This window comes from Nonomuraea sp. NPDC051941, from assembly GCF_044593615.1.
Map to the genome: position 1 here is coordinate 40,275 of NZ_JBIUCF010000022.1, position 14,346 is coordinate 54,620.

At 70.4% G+C, this 14,346-nt stretch carries 13 protein-coding genes; 4 read left to right on the forward strand and 9 right to left on the reverse strand.

The window, feature by feature from the left end:
* Window positions 1-38 precede the first annotated feature (38 nt).
* Window positions 39-2,447, reverse strand: a complete 2,409-nt coding sequence (locus tag ACIHFD_RS32980) for a beta-glucosidase H (protein ID WP_397370207.1) — start codon at window positions 2,445-2,447, stop codon at window positions 39-41.
* Complete coding sequence (locus ACIHFD_RS32985) at window positions 2,444-3,025, reverse strand: TetR/AcrR family transcriptional regulator (protein ID WP_397370208.1); 582 nt, start codon at window positions 3,023-3,025, stop codon at window positions 2,444-2,446. The genes ACIHFD_RS32980 and ACIHFD_RS32985 overlap by 4 nt, the downstream gene beginning before the upstream one ends.
* 113 nt (window positions 3,026-3,138) lie before the next feature.
* On the opposite strand from ACIHFD_RS32985, the gene ACIHFD_RS32990 reads away from it, so the two are divergent.
* Both ACIHFD_RS32990 and ACIHFD_RS32995 read left to right on the forward strand, forming a co-directional pair.
* Window positions 3,139-4,671: a sulfatase-like hydrolase/transferase gene (locus ACIHFD_RS32990; protein ID WP_397370209.1), complete on the forward strand. Its 1,533-nt coding sequence runs from the start codon at window positions 3,139-3,141 to the stop codon at window positions 4,669-4,671.
* A complete protein-coding gene (locus ACIHFD_RS32995; protein ID WP_397370210.1) occupies window positions 4,668-6,467 on the forward strand; it encodes a DUF5605 domain-containing protein in 1,800 nt (599 codons plus the stop codon). The genes ACIHFD_RS32990 and ACIHFD_RS32995 overlap by 4 nt, the downstream gene beginning before the upstream one ends.
* A gap of 173 nt (window positions 6,468-6,640) precedes the next feature.
* Here ACIHFD_RS32995 and ACIHFD_RS33000 read toward each other — a convergent pair whose 3' ends face one another.
* Window positions 6,641-6,769, reverse strand: coding sequence for a hypothetical protein (locus tag ACIHFD_RS33000; protein ID WP_397370211.1), 129 nt, complete (start codon window positions 6,767-6,769; stop codon window positions 6,641-6,643).
* Between the two features lie 40 nt (window positions 6,770-6,809).
* Here ACIHFD_RS33000 and ACIHFD_RS33005 point away from each other — a divergent pair, with 40 nt between their 5' ends.
* Window positions 6,810-7,868 (forward strand): LLM class flavin-dependent oxidoreductase, encoded by a 1,059-nt coding sequence (locus tag ACIHFD_RS33005; protein WP_397370212.1) that lies wholly within the window; start codon window positions 6,810-6,812, stop codon window positions 7,866-7,868.
* Between the two features lie 61 nt (window positions 7,869-7,929).
* Here the strand turns inward: ACIHFD_RS33005 and ACIHFD_RS33010 are convergent, their stop codons facing one another.
* The 4 genes from ACIHFD_RS33010 to ACIHFD_RS33025 form a co-directional block, all read right to left on the reverse strand.
* Entirely contained in the window at window positions 7,930-9,459 is a 1,530-nt protein-coding gene (locus tag ACIHFD_RS33010; RefSeq protein ID WP_397370213.1) for an FAD-dependent monooxygenase, read from the reverse strand.
* Between the two features lie 79 nt (window positions 9,460-9,538).
* Window positions 9,539-10,819, reverse strand: coding sequence for an erythromycin esterase family protein (locus ACIHFD_RS33015; RefSeq protein WP_397370214.1), 1,281 nt, complete (start codon window positions 10,817-10,819; stop codon window positions 9,539-9,541).
* Window positions 10,820-10,904: 85 nt separating this feature from the next.
* Window positions 10,905-11,300, reverse strand: coding sequence for a DUF3224 domain-containing protein (locus tag ACIHFD_RS33020; protein ID WP_397370215.1), 396 nt, complete (start codon window positions 11,298-11,300; stop codon window positions 10,905-10,907).
* On the reverse strand, window positions 11,293-11,952 hold the full coding sequence (locus ACIHFD_RS33025) for a CatB-related O-acetyltransferase (RefSeq protein WP_397370216.1): 660 nt from the start codon (window positions 11,950-11,952) through the stop codon (window positions 11,293-11,295). Before ACIHFD_RS33025 ends, ACIHFD_RS33020 begins: the two co-directional genes overlap by 8 nt.
* 139 nt (window positions 11,953-12,091) lie before the next feature.
* On the opposite strand from ACIHFD_RS33025, the gene ACIHFD_RS33030 reads away from it, so the two are divergent.
* Window positions 12,092-12,688: a TetR/AcrR family transcriptional regulator gene (locus tag ACIHFD_RS33030; RefSeq protein ID WP_397370217.1), complete on the forward strand. Its 597-nt coding sequence runs from the start codon at window positions 12,092-12,094 to the stop codon at window positions 12,686-12,688.
* Window positions 12,689-12,703: 15 nt separating this feature from the next.
* Here the strand turns inward: ACIHFD_RS33030 and ACIHFD_RS33035 are convergent, their stop codons facing one another.
* Entirely contained in the window at window positions 12,704-13,477 is a 774-nt protein-coding gene (locus tag ACIHFD_RS33035) for a MerR family transcriptional regulator (RefSeq protein WP_397370218.1), read from the reverse strand.
* A 4-nt stretch (window positions 13,478-13,481) separates the two neighbouring features.
* Window positions 13,482-14,279, reverse strand: coding sequence for an alpha/beta fold hydrolase (locus ACIHFD_RS33040; protein ID WP_397370219.1), 798 nt, complete (start codon window positions 14,277-14,279; stop codon window positions 13,482-13,484).
* Window positions 14,280-14,346 lie beyond the last annotated feature (67 nt).

The following is a 14,346-nucleotide window of genomic DNA, read 5'->3' on the forward strand; positions in this document are numbered from 1 at the left end:
ACTTACTTTCTCTCGGGCCGGGGGGAAGACCCGGTTGATCACTCCTCGTGAACCTTGATCGACGTCGTGCCACGGATGTCCGCGCAGGAGAATCCGATGGAGACTTCGAACGTTCCAGGCTCGACCGCCCAGTCGTGCCGTGCCACGTCCCAGTGCTGGAAGGCCTGGGGAGGTAGCGGGATCTCGGCGGTGAGCGTTTCGCCGGGTTCGCCGCGCACGACGGCGAACCCGGCCAGCCAGCGGGCGGGGCGGTCGACGCTCGAACCGGGCCGCGCCAGGTAGACCTGCAGCACCTGCTTGCCCGGCCGCGAACCGGTGTTGCGCACGGAGACCCGTACGGCCGCGCCCGGTCCGCTGTCGACGTTGACGAGCTCCCAGGACGTGTAGCCGACGCCGTGCCCGAACGGGTACGCGGGCTCGACCCCGGCGCGCAGCCACGCGCGGTAGCCGACATGGACCCCTTCGCCGTACTCCAGCCGGCCGTCCACAGGCGCCGTGTCCAGCACCGGAACGTCCTCGCCGCAGTCCGGCCACGTCATCGGCAGCCTGCCGCCGGGCTCGGCGTGACCGAGGAGCACGTCCGCGAGCGCGGCGCCGGACTCCTGGCCGCCGAACCACGTCACGAGCACCGCCGCGACGTCATGGCGCCACGGCAGCAGCACGGGGGCGCCCGCGTTGACCACGACGACGGTGTTCGGGTTCTCCGCGGCGACCGCACGTACCAGGTCGTCCTGCCCGTCGGGCAGCGACAGGTCCGCTCGGTCGAAGCCTTCGCTCTCCGTCTGCGAGCTGGTGCCGACCACGACGATCGCGACGTCGGCGGCCCTGGCCTGCTCGCGGGCGACGGCGAGCTCCTCGGCCGGGGACCGCCGCGGCGCCCGGGAGCGGATCGCGACGGCCGAGCCGGACTTCGGCATCCGCTGCCGCAGCAGCACCTCGACCGGCCTGCCCGCTTCGAGCGGCACGTCGAACGTGCGCACGGGCGGCGTGAGGATCTCCGCGCCCGGGCCGTCGTGCGTCGGCCGTACGTCGTCGTCCAGCAGGGTCCGGCCGTCGACGGCGAACACGATGCGGCCCGCCCCGCTGAGGCCGAGCTGCCACGTGCCCGAGACGTCCGGGACGATCCGGGTGGTCAGCTCGACGGTGGTGGCCCCCGCGGGCACGTCGGCGCCGAGCCGTACGAGAGCGGCGCTCCGGCGATCCTCGCGCGTCACCTCGGCGCCCGTGTCATCGAGCCAGCGGATCAGCACGGGCGCGCCGAGCATCCCGGGCGGCACCGGGGCGGGGTCGCCTTCGAGGTAGCTGCCGGCGGTGTAGGTCACCTGGACGCCGGGCGGCAGGGCGGCTTCGAGCCCGTCCAGCGGGGACACGACGTGGGTGGGCCGCACTTCGGCGCTGCCGCCGCCCTGGATGCGCGGGCTGCCGGCCAGCTCGCCGAACACGGCGACGCAGCGCAGGCGCTCCGGCGCGAGCGGCAGCAGGTCATCGGAGTTGTGCAGCAGCACGGTCGCGTCCGCGCCGGCGGCGTGCAGCTCACTGCGTACGTCCACGGTGACCGGCGTACGGGTCACCGGCACCGAGTCGAGGGCGCCGAGCCGGGCGGCGAGCCGCAGGAGGTTCTTCACCTTCGCGTCCACCGCGGCCTCGCTGACCAGGCCGTCGGTGACGGCCTGCACCAGCGAGGCGCCCCACGGTCCGCCGGGGCCCGGCATGGTGAGGTCGAGGCCCGCCGAGGCGGCGGGCGCCACCGAGCGGGTGGCGTGCCAGTCGGACATGACGAGCCCGTCGAAGCCCCAGTCCGTACGCAGCGGGCTGTCGAGCAGCTCGTTCTCGGTCATCGCGGTCCCGTTGACGGCGTTGTACGACGCCATGACCAGCCACGGCCGTTCATCACGGACGATGTGCTCGAACGGGGCGAGATACACCTCGCGCAGCGTGCGCTCGTCGAGGCGGACGTCGACGGTGGCGCGTTCGGTCTCCGAGTCGTTGGCGACGTAGTGCTTCACGGTCGCCGCCACGCCGTGCCGCTGGAGCGTTCCGACCAGCGCGCCGGCGAGCCGGGCGGTCAGGACCGGATCCTCCGACCACCACTCGAAATGTCGGCCGGCGAGCGGGCTGCGCTGGAGGTTCGCCGTGGGACCCAGCACCACGTCGACGTCCTTGCGGGTGGCCTCCGCGGCGAGCACGCGCCCGGTCGCGGCGGCGCGGTCGACGTCCCAGCTCGCCGCGATCGCGGTCGGGCACGGCAGGCACGCCGACGGGGAACCGTTGTCCCATTCCGGGCCGCGCACTCCGGCGGGCCCGTCCGACACGTTGATCTCGCGCAGACCGACGGCCGGCTCCGCGTACGTGCGCCAGTGGGACTCCCCCGTCAGCAGCCGCACCTTCCGCGGGAGGTCGAGCTTGCCGACCAGGGCGTCGAGGTGCTCCTCGAGTCCGTCGTTCACCGGTCCTCCTTGATGATGAGTCGCTCGAGGTAGGCGGCCATGCGCCCGGGGAGGTCCATGGTGGGGTCGAGCAACCACTGGATCTGGAGCCCGTCCATCACGGCGATCATCTCGCCGGCCAGGACGACCGCGTCGAGCGTGGCCGGGAGCCGGCCCAACTCCTGGTCGCGGCCGATGCGCTCGGCCACGCGCTCACGGACGCGGGCGTAGCGGCGCAGGAAGAACTCGCGGGCGGGGTGGCCCGGCTCGATGCTCTCCGCGGACTCCACGGCGTACAGACGCATCGCCGTCGGATCCTCGACGTTGTGGCGGCACAGCGAGATCAGCGCGTCCGCGACGGACATCTCCTGGAACATCGCGTCCATGTGGTCGCGGCTGTCCTCGTCACGACGTTCGAGGGCCGCGAGCAGCAGCTCTTCCTTGTTCTTGAAGTGGTGGATCAGGCCGGGCTGGGAGATGCCGACCCGGGCCGCGATGTCGGCGAGCGAAACACCCCGGTAACCGCTGTCGCCGAACATCTCGGTGGCGACCCTGAGGATCTCCTCCCGCCGCACCCCTGGCGGCCTGCGGTTACGCACCGATGGTGCCACTCCTGACAAGAGATTCTCCTTGCGTTCTCGCGGTTTCGGCAGACCTTACCGAGTACTCGGTAAGGTACGCTACCCCCCAATTCAGTAACGGGAGGATGACCATGACGTATCGCCCGAATTTCCTGGTGGTGGTCGCGGACCAGCTGAGGGCCGACGCGGTGGGCGCCTTCGGAAACCCGTCCGCGCGCACTCCGAACCTCGACCGCCTCGCCGCGACAGGCACCGCCTTCACCAACGCCTACGCACAGCACCCGGTGTGCTCGCCCAGCCGCGCCTCGTTCCTGTCCGGCTGGTATCCGCACACGGCGGGGCACCGCACGTTCGGGACGCCGCTGCGCCCCGACGAGCCGAACTTCCTGCGCACGCTCAAGGAGAACGGCTACCACGTGGCCTGGGCCGGTGATCGCGGCGACACGTTCGGCCCCGGCGCGACCGAGCTCAGCGTTCACGAGCACGGCTTCGGCACGCGGCCGACCAGCGGCCGATGGGCGGGTGGCGCCAAAGCGGCCACCGAGTTCCCGCGGCTGCGGTCCGACGTCGATCCCGACCTGTGGGACCGCCTCTACTACCACGGCCGCGTGGTCGACGACAGCGACATCGACTTCGACGAGGCCGCCGTGCGCACCGCCGAGGAGTGGCTCGCCGACCCGCCGGACGGGCCGTGGGTGCTGTTCGCGCCGCTGGTCGCGCCGCACTGCCCGTTCCGTGCCCCCGAACCGTGGTTCTCCCTGCACGATCGCGACTCCGTGGGCGACCCGGTGTCGGGCAGCGGCCCCGAACCCGCCTACCTGCAGGGGATCCGCGACTACTACGGCACGGACCGCGCGACGCCCGAGGCATGGCGGGAGCTCCGGGCCACCTACCAGGGCATGGTCTCGCGGCTCGACTCACATGTCGGCCGCCTGCTCGACGGCGTGGATCGTGCGGGTGCGGCCGAACGTACCGTGACGGTGTTCTTCTCCGACCACGGCGAGTACCTCGGCGACTTCGGCGTGGTCGAGAAGTGGCCGTCGGCGCTGCACAGCTGCATCACCCGCGACCCGGTGATCATCAGTGGCGGCGGGCTGCCGGCGCACGGCGCGGTCGACGCCATGGTGGAGCTGATCGACGTCTTCCCGACCGTGCTCGATCTCGCCGGGGTCGAGCCTGGACATCATCACTTCGGCCGCAGCCTGCTTCCGGTGCTGCGCGATCCCGCCGTGGGGCACCGCGAGTACGCGTTCAGCGAGGGCGGCTTCCTCGTCGAGGAGGAGCCGAAGTTCGAGCGCAGCGGCTTCCCGTACGACCGCAAGACGGCGCTGCAGCACGAGCGGCCGATGACCGTGGGCAAGGCCGCCGCCGTCCGCGACGAACGCTGGACGTACGTGTGGCGCCTGTACGAGCCCGCCGAGCTCTACGACCGGTCGGCCGACCCGCACGAGGCGCACAACCTCGCCGGGCGCCCCGACCTGGCCGACGTCGAGGCCCGGCTCTCCGGCGTGCTGCTGCGCTGGCTGGTGGAGACCGCGGACACCTTGCCGGAGCAGGCGAACACCCGGATGCCCGACGTCGACCTCCCCGCCCCGGGCGCCCGCTCGGCGAAGTGCCGGACCCCGGGCGGCACTTCGGGCGGCACTTCGGGCGGCATGGCATGAGCGGCCGGGGATTCGGACCGGACAGCCTGCTCGCCGACGTCCTGGACCACGCCGAGGCCCGCGGCGTCATCCAGCGCACTCTGCCCGGCGTCGTGAACTCTCCCCTGCTCATACAGCTGCGCCGCCGCACCCTCGGCAAGATCACGGCCGCCGGTCCGTACGCCCGGCTCTCCCCCGCACAGCTCGACGACCTGTGGCGCGAGCTCGCCGCGCTCGACGCCGGCGACCCGCGCGTGCGCTCCGACCCGCCGGCGATCGCGCCGAATCCCCACTACGAGCCGGCCGGTACGCCGCGCGGCTCGGCCGGCGTGCTCTCCGCACCCGCCACGGGCGAAGTGTGGGCGACCTGGGAGCTCGCCCTCGCCGGACCGGACCACGGCAACCCGTTCGTCGACGTCGACCTGCGCGCACGCGCGACCGCCCCCGACGGGTCGACGCGCCGGCTCGGCGGCTTCTACGACGGCGACGGGATCTGGCGCGTCCGGCTGCTGCCCGACCAGGCCGGACGCTGGGTCGTCACGACGGAGGCGACCACGCCCTCCCTCGGCGGCGTCACCGTCGAGCTCACCGCGGCGGCCGGCGCCGGTCGAGGGCCCGTCCGGGTGGCGGACCGCTATCACTTCTCGTACGCGGACGGCACGCGTCACCTGCCGCTCGGCACGATCGCGTACGCCTGGACCCACCAGAGCGAGGCGCTGCAGGAACAGACCCTGCGCACGCTCGCCGAGTCGCCGTTCACCAAGATCCGGATGGGGATCTTTCCCAAGTCGTACCTCTTCAACGCCAACGAGCCGCCGCTCCATCCGTTCGAGCCGGACGGCGACGGAGGGTGGGACCACACCCGCTTCAACCCCTCCTACTTCCGCGCTTTCGAGCGCCGGATCGCGGATCTCGCCGCGATCGGCTTCGAAGCCGATGTCATCCTGTTCCACGCCTACGACCGCTGGGGCTTCTCGGACATGGGCACCGCCGCAGACGACCGCTATGTCCGGTACGTGATTCGGCGATTGTCGGCATTGCCGAACGTCTGGTGGTCGCTCGCGAACGAGTACGACCTGCTGTTCTCGAAGACCGTCGACGACTGGGAGCGGCTGGCCGCGATCGTCGTCGAAGAGGACCCGGTCGGGCACCTGCTCTCGATCCACAACTGCTTCCGCTTCTACGACTACGGCCGGCCGTGGATCACTCACGCGAGTGCGCAGCGCATCGACGTGTACCGCACCGCCGAGAACACCGACCAGTGGCGTGAACAGTGGGACAAACCCGTCGTCATCGATGAATGCGCTTACGAAGGAGACATCGACCAGGGGTGGGGCAACATCACCGGTGAGGAGATGACCCGGCGGTTCTGGGAGGGCGCGGTGCGCGGCGGCTATGTCGGGCACGGGGAGACCTATCTCAACGACCGCGAAGAGCTGTGGTGGTCGAAGGGCGGCGAGCTCGTCGGCTCGAGTCCGGATCGGATCGCCTTTCTCAGACGGATCATCGAGGAGTCGCCGACCGGGGTGCTCGACCCGCTGCCGAGCGATTGGGACACCCCTTGGGGTGGCGTGGCGTCGCGTTACCTGATCGCCTACTTCGGCTTCAACCGGCCGTCGTATCGCGATGTCACGATGGAGCCCGGCACGGTCTGGACGGTGGACGTGATCGACACGTGGAACATGACCGTCGAAACGCTGCCCGGCACGTACTCGGGCAGCTTCCGGGTCCCTTTGCCGGCGCGCCAGTACATGGCGATCCGATGCGTCGCCACCAACGCCGACCAGCCCACGGGACCACCGGGCACCGGGAGGTAGCCGGGGTGAGCGCTGCCCGACCTCCGGACAGCCCAATGATCTGGGCGGCTCGGCCCAACCGGCAGCGCTCGGTTTGAGCCGATGGTGCCCATCGACTGGCGCACCACGAGTCGCTCCGGCCGGTTACGCGGCGTCCACCGGCTGATTCCCGCATCCCGGGCCACCGCCGCCGCTCAGCGCGGGACCGGCAGGTGCGACGCGACGGCGACGGCGTCGATCGCGGCCGGTGAGGTCCAGGGCCGCCCGGCCGGGCTCGAACGTTGTCCCGGAATCCAGCCCACCAGCACTGCCTTCGGGGGCACTTCTCCCACCCTCCCCCGCGCCATACTGCGCTGGAGACGAATGGCTGTGGCAGGACCGGAGAGGACGAGCATGCGCGGGTGCCGGCAGGCTGACGTACGCATTTCGGTGCTGGACACCTCACCGATCGTTCAGGGGTCCACACCGAGGCAGGCGCTGCACAACACGGTGGATCTCGCGAAGCTGGCCGACGTGCTGGGCCTTCACCGCTACTGGGTCCCCGAGCATCACGGCATGCGCGGCGTCGCCAGCTCCGCCCCCGCCGTCCTCATCGGCCACCTCGCCGACGCCACGCAGCACCTGCGCGTCGGCGCGGGCGGGGTGCTGCTGCCCAACCACGCTCCGATCGTGGTGGCCGAGCAGTTCGGCACGCTGGCCGCCCTCCACCCGGGACGGATCGACCTCGGCCTGGGCCGTGCCCCGGGCGGCCCTCGACCGGCCGTGGAAGCGGTCCGTCCCGAGCGGGACCGGACCGTGAAGACCTTCCGCCAGCAACTCGACGAGCTCCGGGCCTACCTGGATCCGCCCCAGGACGCACAGGTCAAAGCGATTCCCGTCCTCGGCGGCAACGTACCGTCGCTGTGGCTGCTCGGCTCCACGACCAGCAGCGCCGACCTCGCCGCCGAACTCGGCCTGCCCTACGCCTTCGCCCACCACCTCAACGCGCAGATGGCGATGGACGCCATGCGCAGCTACCGGGAGCAGTTCCGCCCCTCGGACCATGCCGCGACACCGACGACGCTGGTCAGCGTGTCCGTCATCGCCGCCGAGGACGACGAACGCGCCGAATGGCTCGCCGGGTCCACCCGCTTGAAGGTGCTCAGCCGGGTCCGGGGGAACCGCATCCTGCTGCCGAGCCCCGAGGACGCGGCAGCATATCCCTACACCGACGACGATCGCGCCGAAATCGCCGCCCGCTCGGATGGCGTCCTGGTCGGAGGCCCGGCCACGGTGATCGAGCACCTGCAATCGGTGCTCGACGACACCGGCACCCACGAGCTCATGATCACCACTCCCCTCTACCACCACGCGGATCGCCGCCGGTCCTACGAGCTGATCGCCTCCATCGCCGACCGGCTCCGCCCGAGCGCGAAACACTAACCCGGCTCCGGTCGGCCGCCCTCGCCTCACGGCCGGGAGTCGTCGGCCTCGCAGGGCATGATCAGGGTGCGCCGAACCAGCCGGAGAGTGCTTCGCGCAGGGCGGGCGCGGCGGTGCCGGTGGGTTCGTCGATGGTCGCGGCCCAGGCGATGTGGGCGTCCGGGCGGATCAGCAGGGCGTCCGCCGGCCGAGCGTCGGTCTTGGCGGTGTGGATGTCGACGCGATGCCGCCAGCCTTGGACGGCTTCGCGCAGGTCCGGGCGGTCGGCGAGGTCGAGGAGGATCGGCCGGGCGGGGTGCAGGAGTTCGGCGACGCTGGTCTTGCCCTGGCCGGTGTGGAGGGTGAGGTCGGGGGCGAAGGCGCCGGCGAGGGGGTGGTGGTCGGAGCCGGGCATCGGGTAGCGGATGTCGGTGCCGGCGACCAGCGCTCCCATGCGGCGCAACGGCTGCTCGTCGGCCAGGAGTTCCTGGAAGACCTCCCGCAGTGCTTCGGCGGCCGCGTCGTGCCCGCGCCGTAGTGCCACCTGGGCTCGGGTGTGCAGCATGGTACGGGCGCCGGCGAGGTGGCGTTCGCTGTGGTAGGTGTCCAGCAGGCCGGTCGGCGCCCAGCCGTGGAGGTCCGCGGCCAGTTTCCAGGCCAGGTTGACCGCATCCAGCATGCCGGCATTGAGCGCCACCCCGGTGGCGGGGAACAGGTGCGCCGCATCGCCGGCCAGCAGGATCCGCCCCTCACGGTAGCGCTCGGCCTGCCGGGCCTTGAAGGTGAAGCGCGACAGCCGGAGCGCCTCTCCCACGGGCAGCTCCACGCCGAGCACGCGACGGACGCTGTCCTGCAGTTCGGCGACCGTCATCGGGACGTCGTCGTCGTACTCGGTGCTCTCGTCCTCGATGGTGTAGAGCGAGACGGCCTGGGAGCCGGGCGAGGAGCCGACGCCGAACAGACCACGGTCGGTCCGGGTGAAACCCGCGCGGACAGTGCCGAAGCCGGGCACGTCGAGATCGCCGTTGCCGAGCACGGTCACCTTCTCGGGCAAGGTGACCTGGGCCAGCCGGTTGACCTCCGGATAGATGGTGCCGGGAAAGCCGATGCCGGCCCAGTCGCGGACCCGGCTGCGCGCGCCGTCACACCCCACCAGGTAGCGGGCGATCACCCGGTACGGCCCGTCCGGGCCGTGCACGTCCACGCTCACCGCGGCCTCGTCCTGGCTCACCCCGGCCACCTCGTGCCCACGGCGGACGTCGACGCCGAGCTCGCCGGCGCGTTCGTCGAGCAGCCGCTCAAGCAGCTGTTGCGGGAGCGGCAGGGCGTGCAACGGGGGATCTGCCAGCTGGGTGAAGTCCAGGTGCACACCGCCGAAGGGGAAGCGGGGAGCCGGAACAGGGCCGGTGCAGGCCGCTTCGAACCGTTCCAGCAAGCCCCGGTAGCGCAGCAACTCCAGGATCTGCCCGCCGAGACCACCTGCCTTCGGAGTGTCCCGGCGCTGCGGATGCCGCTCCAGCACCAGTGGACGCACTCCGGCCAAGCGCAGCTCGGCGGCCAGCATCAGGCCGGTCGGACCGGCGCCCACAATGATCACATCGGTGTTCATCATCGGGTGACTCCCTCACAATCCGTCGTTGTCAGTGATACACGCATCTCGTTACTCCCTGTTTCTGCAGGTTCTGGACGATTCAGCTTTCCACGTCGTCGGCGACGGTGGAGGTCGGGGTGCTGAGGATGCCGTCGAACGCGTCGAGGACGGGGGTGTGCAAGTAGGCGCTTTGTATCCGGATGCGATCGGGACCCGGGGCAACGGCCTCTCGGCGTGCCCGGCGGAGGTCGGCGATGCTGAGCCCCAGGCCGGCATCCGCGAAGGCGGCTTCGACGCTTCCCGGCTCGGGTGCCTCCAACGCCGTGTTGTCGATGGCGAAACCGAAGCGCGTGTTCTCGTCAGGGCGCATGTCGGCTGTGTGTCCGGCGGTGCTCGTCAGGCCGAGGGCGAAGTACTCGTCGCCGAGAACGCGCTGCAGGTGCTGTCCCATCGGGAGCCCCGTGAGGTGACCGTTGAAGGAGATCGGCACCTTCTGGAGGTGGGCGTTGTGAGCCGCCAGCACGATGCGGGCCCCGGGTTCGAGGCGCTCCAGGTGCCACAGGACCGACCCGGCCATGTAGACGTCGCGGGCCGAGGTGTCGGCGGTCAGCCCGGTCCCGGCGTACAGGCCGGCCATGGCACGGAAGCCGTAGTCGGCGTGGCAGGCGGCCTCGATGCGACGCAGGGCGATGTCATAGCTGTGCTGATCGCCACGGGAGACGTACAGCGCTTCGACGGCGCGGAACCGGATGAGCAGGCGCATCAGGACAGCGCTGAGAGCGTCCTGCTCGGCGGTGGCCAGGCGCGTCCAGGCCGGCGCGGCCGAGGCCGCGGAGGCACCGGCGAACGACTCGGCCATCCGCATCGCCGCGTGGACCGCCGGGAGGGTTTCGGGATCGATCTCGCGGAGGTAGCCGGCGACCGGGGCCAGCGCGGGAAGCAGGGATCCACCGGCCGCGGGGATGTCGATCCCGGCGAAACGTACCGGCACCCCGGCCGTGGCGTTGTGCCGGCGCATCCAGCGCAGCGGCTCATCGACTCCCACAGGGATCGCCTCGGCGAGATGGGCCGACAGATCATCATCCGTCCCCTCCCCCTGGGCCCAGGCGTCAAGGGGGAAGCCTTCGCTGAAGCCGTACTCGAAGGCCAGGACGGTGAAACCGCAGTGTTCGACCAGGAATCGCAGGATGCGCCGGCGCATGAGTGAGAACTCGTTGATGAAGTGGGAGTTCTCACCGATCGCGACGACGCGGGCGCCGCCGATGATGTCGCGTACCGGCTCCAGATCGTCGAGCGGCGCCTCAGGGTCGAGGTGGGTGAGCGGGACGGCCTGGCGGCGAAGCCAGCCGGTGAACGGGTTGGGATGGGCCGAAGCAGGCATGCCGATAGCTCGATTCCGAAGTGCTGGAACTGTGAAACGGAGGTCAGATGTCGCAACCGCGAGCCAGGATCCGGCTCGAGTGATCTCACAACGTGTAGACCAGCGTGAGCACCTGGAACTCGCGCTCCATCGCCCGACCGGCGATCCCGGCGAGCTCTCCCGTCCCGGAGTTCGGGACGATGCTCCCTTCGCTGCTCTGTTCGGCTCCATCGGCCAGCCCCCAGTGCTGGATGACAAAGGTGCCCTGGCGGCCGTCGAGCGTGCCTTCGATTCGCTCCGAGGCGACGTAACCACCGCCGGCGTCGCCTTGGGCCGTCAGCACCTCGGCGACACCCGTTCCTTCGATCACGCCGTGGTAGCGCTTGCGGATCGTTACCCGGGTCAGCTTGGGTCCCTCGGCGTGCTCGTCATACACGCTCTCGTCGAACTCAACGATCTCGAACTTCGCCTGCACGGTGTGCTCCACCTGCGGGTCACTCATGACGACTCGACTCCCAAGTAGCGGCCACCTTCTCCAGGTCGTCGATGCTGCCGGACATGATCGTGCGGATGTGCTCGGTGATGTGCTGGAGCGGCCAGTCCCACCAGGCAAGAGCGAGGAGACGGTCGATGTCGGCGTCGCTGTAGCGGCGGCGGATGAGCCGGGCCGGGTTGCCGCCGACGATGCCGTAGTCAGGGACGTCGTCGACGACCACGGCCCCGGAGGCGATGATCGCTCCGTGGCCGATGCGGACGCCGGACATCACCGTGGCCCGGTAGCCGAGCCAGACGTCGTGGCCGACCACGGTGTCACCCCGTCCGGGCAGACCGGTGATGAGGTCGAAGTGCTCGGCCCAGGAGCCGCCCATGATCGGGAAAGGGAACGTCGAGGGCCCGTCCATGCGGTGGTTGGCGCCGTTCATGATGAATCGCACGCCCTCGCCCAGCGCGCAGAACTTCCCGATGACCAGCTTTTCCGGCCCGTAGTGGTACAGCACGTTGCGGGTCTCGAAGGCGGTTGGGTCATCCGGGTCGTCGTAGTAGGAGAACTCTCCGACCTCGATCAGCGGCGAGGTGACAAGAGGCCTCAGCAGCACCACCCGCGGCTGCTCGGGCATGGGATGCACCACGGTCGGGTCGGCAGGAATGGGCATCAAAAATCGTCTTCTTTCCCGAAGAGGTATTGGGCCTGGCGGCTCTTATCGGTACGGAACGCACCGTGCCGATAGGATGATGTCCAAGTGGGGCTTCTGATGTCAAGTACGGCACGTACCGTACCGATAAGGTGTCGGCATGACCGACACGCCCCATCGCCGCGGCGCCGACCGGACCGAGGCCATCATGCGGACCACGCTGGAGCTCGGCCAGGAGATCGGCTACGCCAAACTGAGCATTGAAGCGGTTGCCGCCCGTGCGGGCGCGAGCAAGCAGACCATCTACCGCCGATGGTCGTCCAAGGGCGCCCTGCTGCTCGACTCGCTGTTGTCGCTGAACGAGCCCGGCCTGGACTATCCCGACACCGGCGACATCGTCGCCGACCTGCGCGCGCAGATCCGCGCGGCCGTCGACCTGCTGGCCACGCCACCCTTCGGCCCCTTGTACAAGGCCCTGATCAGTGAGGCCCAGCACAATCCCGAGGTCGCCGCCGCACTCAACGAGCGCTTCATCACCCCGCAGGCGGACAGGACCGTCGCCCGGCTGAAAGCGGCTCGCGACCAGGGCCAGCTGTCACCCGGCTTCGACCTCGACCTGGCGATGGCGATCCTGTCCGGCCCGCTGTACTTCCAGCTCCTGATCACTCAGGAACAACTGACCTATGAGTATGTCGACCGGATCCTCGACGCTCTCTTCGCCGGGATGGGGCCCTCGCCACGCTCGTCGGTTTCATGAGCGCCGGGGAGTCCGCTACGGGAGGTCGATGCCGGCCGAGCGCATTCTTGTCTCGAACAACTCATCCAGCCGAGCCCAGGCCGGCTTCCGCTCTTGTCCGTGGTGGCTGAGCAGGCTGTAGCGAATCGCGCCGTCGTCGCGGGCCCGGAGTCCGGCCGGGATCGGCAGCAGCGAGGGGTGGGCGAGGAAGTGGTCGGCCATGGCTGTGGCGAGTTCGTCGACCCGGGGGTCGTCCGGCTCCCACTCGGCGGCACACCACAGGCGCTTGACCAAGGAGACGTACTGAGGGTCGTCGAGGGCGCGCTCGACCTTGGTGACATAGTCGTCGAAGCCTTCCGGCACCAGGGCCCTGATCAGCACCAGGCCCTCCCGGGCCATCGTCACGTCGTCCGGGGTGAAGCCCAGCTCGGCGGCCACCCTGTCCAGCTTCGTGAGAACGCGGTCGGGCAGCAGGGCCCGGTCGCCGGTGGCGAGCCGGCGCAGCGTGTCGCGCCGCGCGATCAGATCGTCGATCCGGTCGGTGAGGCGCCGTTCGACGTCGACGAGCGCGGCGGCGAACCGGTCGGGGTCGGCGTCGAGTATGGCCCCGATCTCGGCGAGCGGCACTCCGGCGGCGGCCAGCGTCCGGATCTGGACCAGCCGCAGCAGGTCGGCCGATCCGTAGCGGCGGTAGCCGGAGCTGTCGCGGCGGGGTTCGTCGATCAGGCCGTGCTTGTGGTAGTGCCGGATGGTTTTCACCGTGACGCCGGCGAATGCCGCCGCCTGGCCGATCGTGACACCGCCGGTCATCTGCTCAGCCGACCGATCGTGGGGTGCCGGCGAGTTCGCGAACCGCGTCGGCGACGGCGCGGAAGTCCTTGCGCAGCATGTTGCCGTGGTTGCCGGCGACCTTCGCGCTCATCCTGATGTTCGGGTTGCGGGCGAGCACCGGGTCGAGGGTGGCGCGCATCTGTTCCATCTCCTCCCGGCTGCCGCCGAGGTTGGCACCCGTGGCGACCACGTACCGGACCGGACAGGTCACACCGTCCAGGACCGGGCCGAGGGCGGCGCAGATCTCGATGAGCTCGATGTTGCTCTGGGCATGCTCCTCGACGGACATCTTCGCGCACAAGTGCAGGGGGCGGAGCATCGGAAACAGCCAGCCCCACCGGCGGAACAGCCCTCGGATCCGTTCCGGGGTGACGGTGTCGGTCCAGCCGTGCGGGTACGCGCCGTCCACGGACACCACGCCCAGGACGCGGTCCGGGTTCCGGCAGGCCCAGTGCAGCGCGACCGGCGCGCCGTAGGACCAGCCGACCAGCAGCGGCCGGTCAACGCCCCTCGCCTTGAGGACGGCGTCGACGTCACGGACGTGCGCCTCGAACGAGGCGGCCGCCGCCGAACGCCTCGATCGGCCGCGGGCTCGCATGTCGTAGGTGATGTGCCGGTATTCACCGCCGAGTTCGGCGATGACGCGACGCCAGTACGACTGCGTGGCGAACTGTCCATTGAGGTAGACCACGGGCCGGCCGGGCCCACCGGTGTCGGTCACGGCCAGCGTGGTGTCGTCGACCGGCACCATGCCGGTCCAGGTGGAGTTCAGGTCGGTCACCCGTTCAGCGTGCACGCTGACCTAAGGTCAAGGTCAACCCTGGGGGCGAACGGCTCGCCTTCCCTCC

Excerpts from the sequence above, each read along its gene's own strand:
- ACIHFD_RS32990 (WP_397370209.1), top strand. The coding sequence starts at position 3,139 with ATGACGTATCGCCCGAATTTCCTGGTGGTGGTCGCGGACCAGCTGAGG.
- ACIHFD_RS32995 (WP_397370210.1), top strand. The coding sequence starts at position 4,668 with ATGAGCGGCCGGGGATTCGGACCGGACAGCCTGCTCGCCGACGTCCTG.
- ACIHFD_RS33005 (WP_397370212.1), top strand. The coding sequence starts at position 6,810 with ATGGCTGTGGCAGGACCGGAGAGGACGAGCATGCGCGGGTGCCGGCAG.
- ACIHFD_RS33010 (WP_397370213.1), bottom strand. The coding sequence starts at position 9,459 with ATGATGAACACCGATGTGATCATTGTGGGCGCCGGTCCGACCGGCCTG.
- ACIHFD_RS33015 (WP_397370214.1), bottom strand. The coding sequence starts at position 10,819 with ATGCCTGCTTCGGCCCATCCCAACCCGTTCACCGGCTGGCTTCGCCGC.
- ACIHFD_RS33020 (WP_397370215.1), bottom strand. The coding sequence starts at position 11,300 with ATGAGTGACCCGCAGGTGGAGCACACCGTGCAGGCGAAGTTCGAGATC.
- ACIHFD_RS33025 (WP_397370216.1), bottom strand. The coding sequence starts at position 11,952 with ATGCCCATTCCTGCCGACCCGACCGTGGTGCATCCCATGCCCGAGCAG.
- ACIHFD_RS33030 (WP_397370217.1), top strand. The coding sequence starts at position 12,092 with ATGACCGACACGCCCCATCGCCGCGGCGCCGACCGGACCGAGGCCATC.
- ACIHFD_RS33035 (WP_397370218.1), bottom strand. The coding sequence starts at position 13,477 with ATGACCGGCGGTGTCACGATCGGCCAGGCGGCGGCATTCGCCGGCGTC.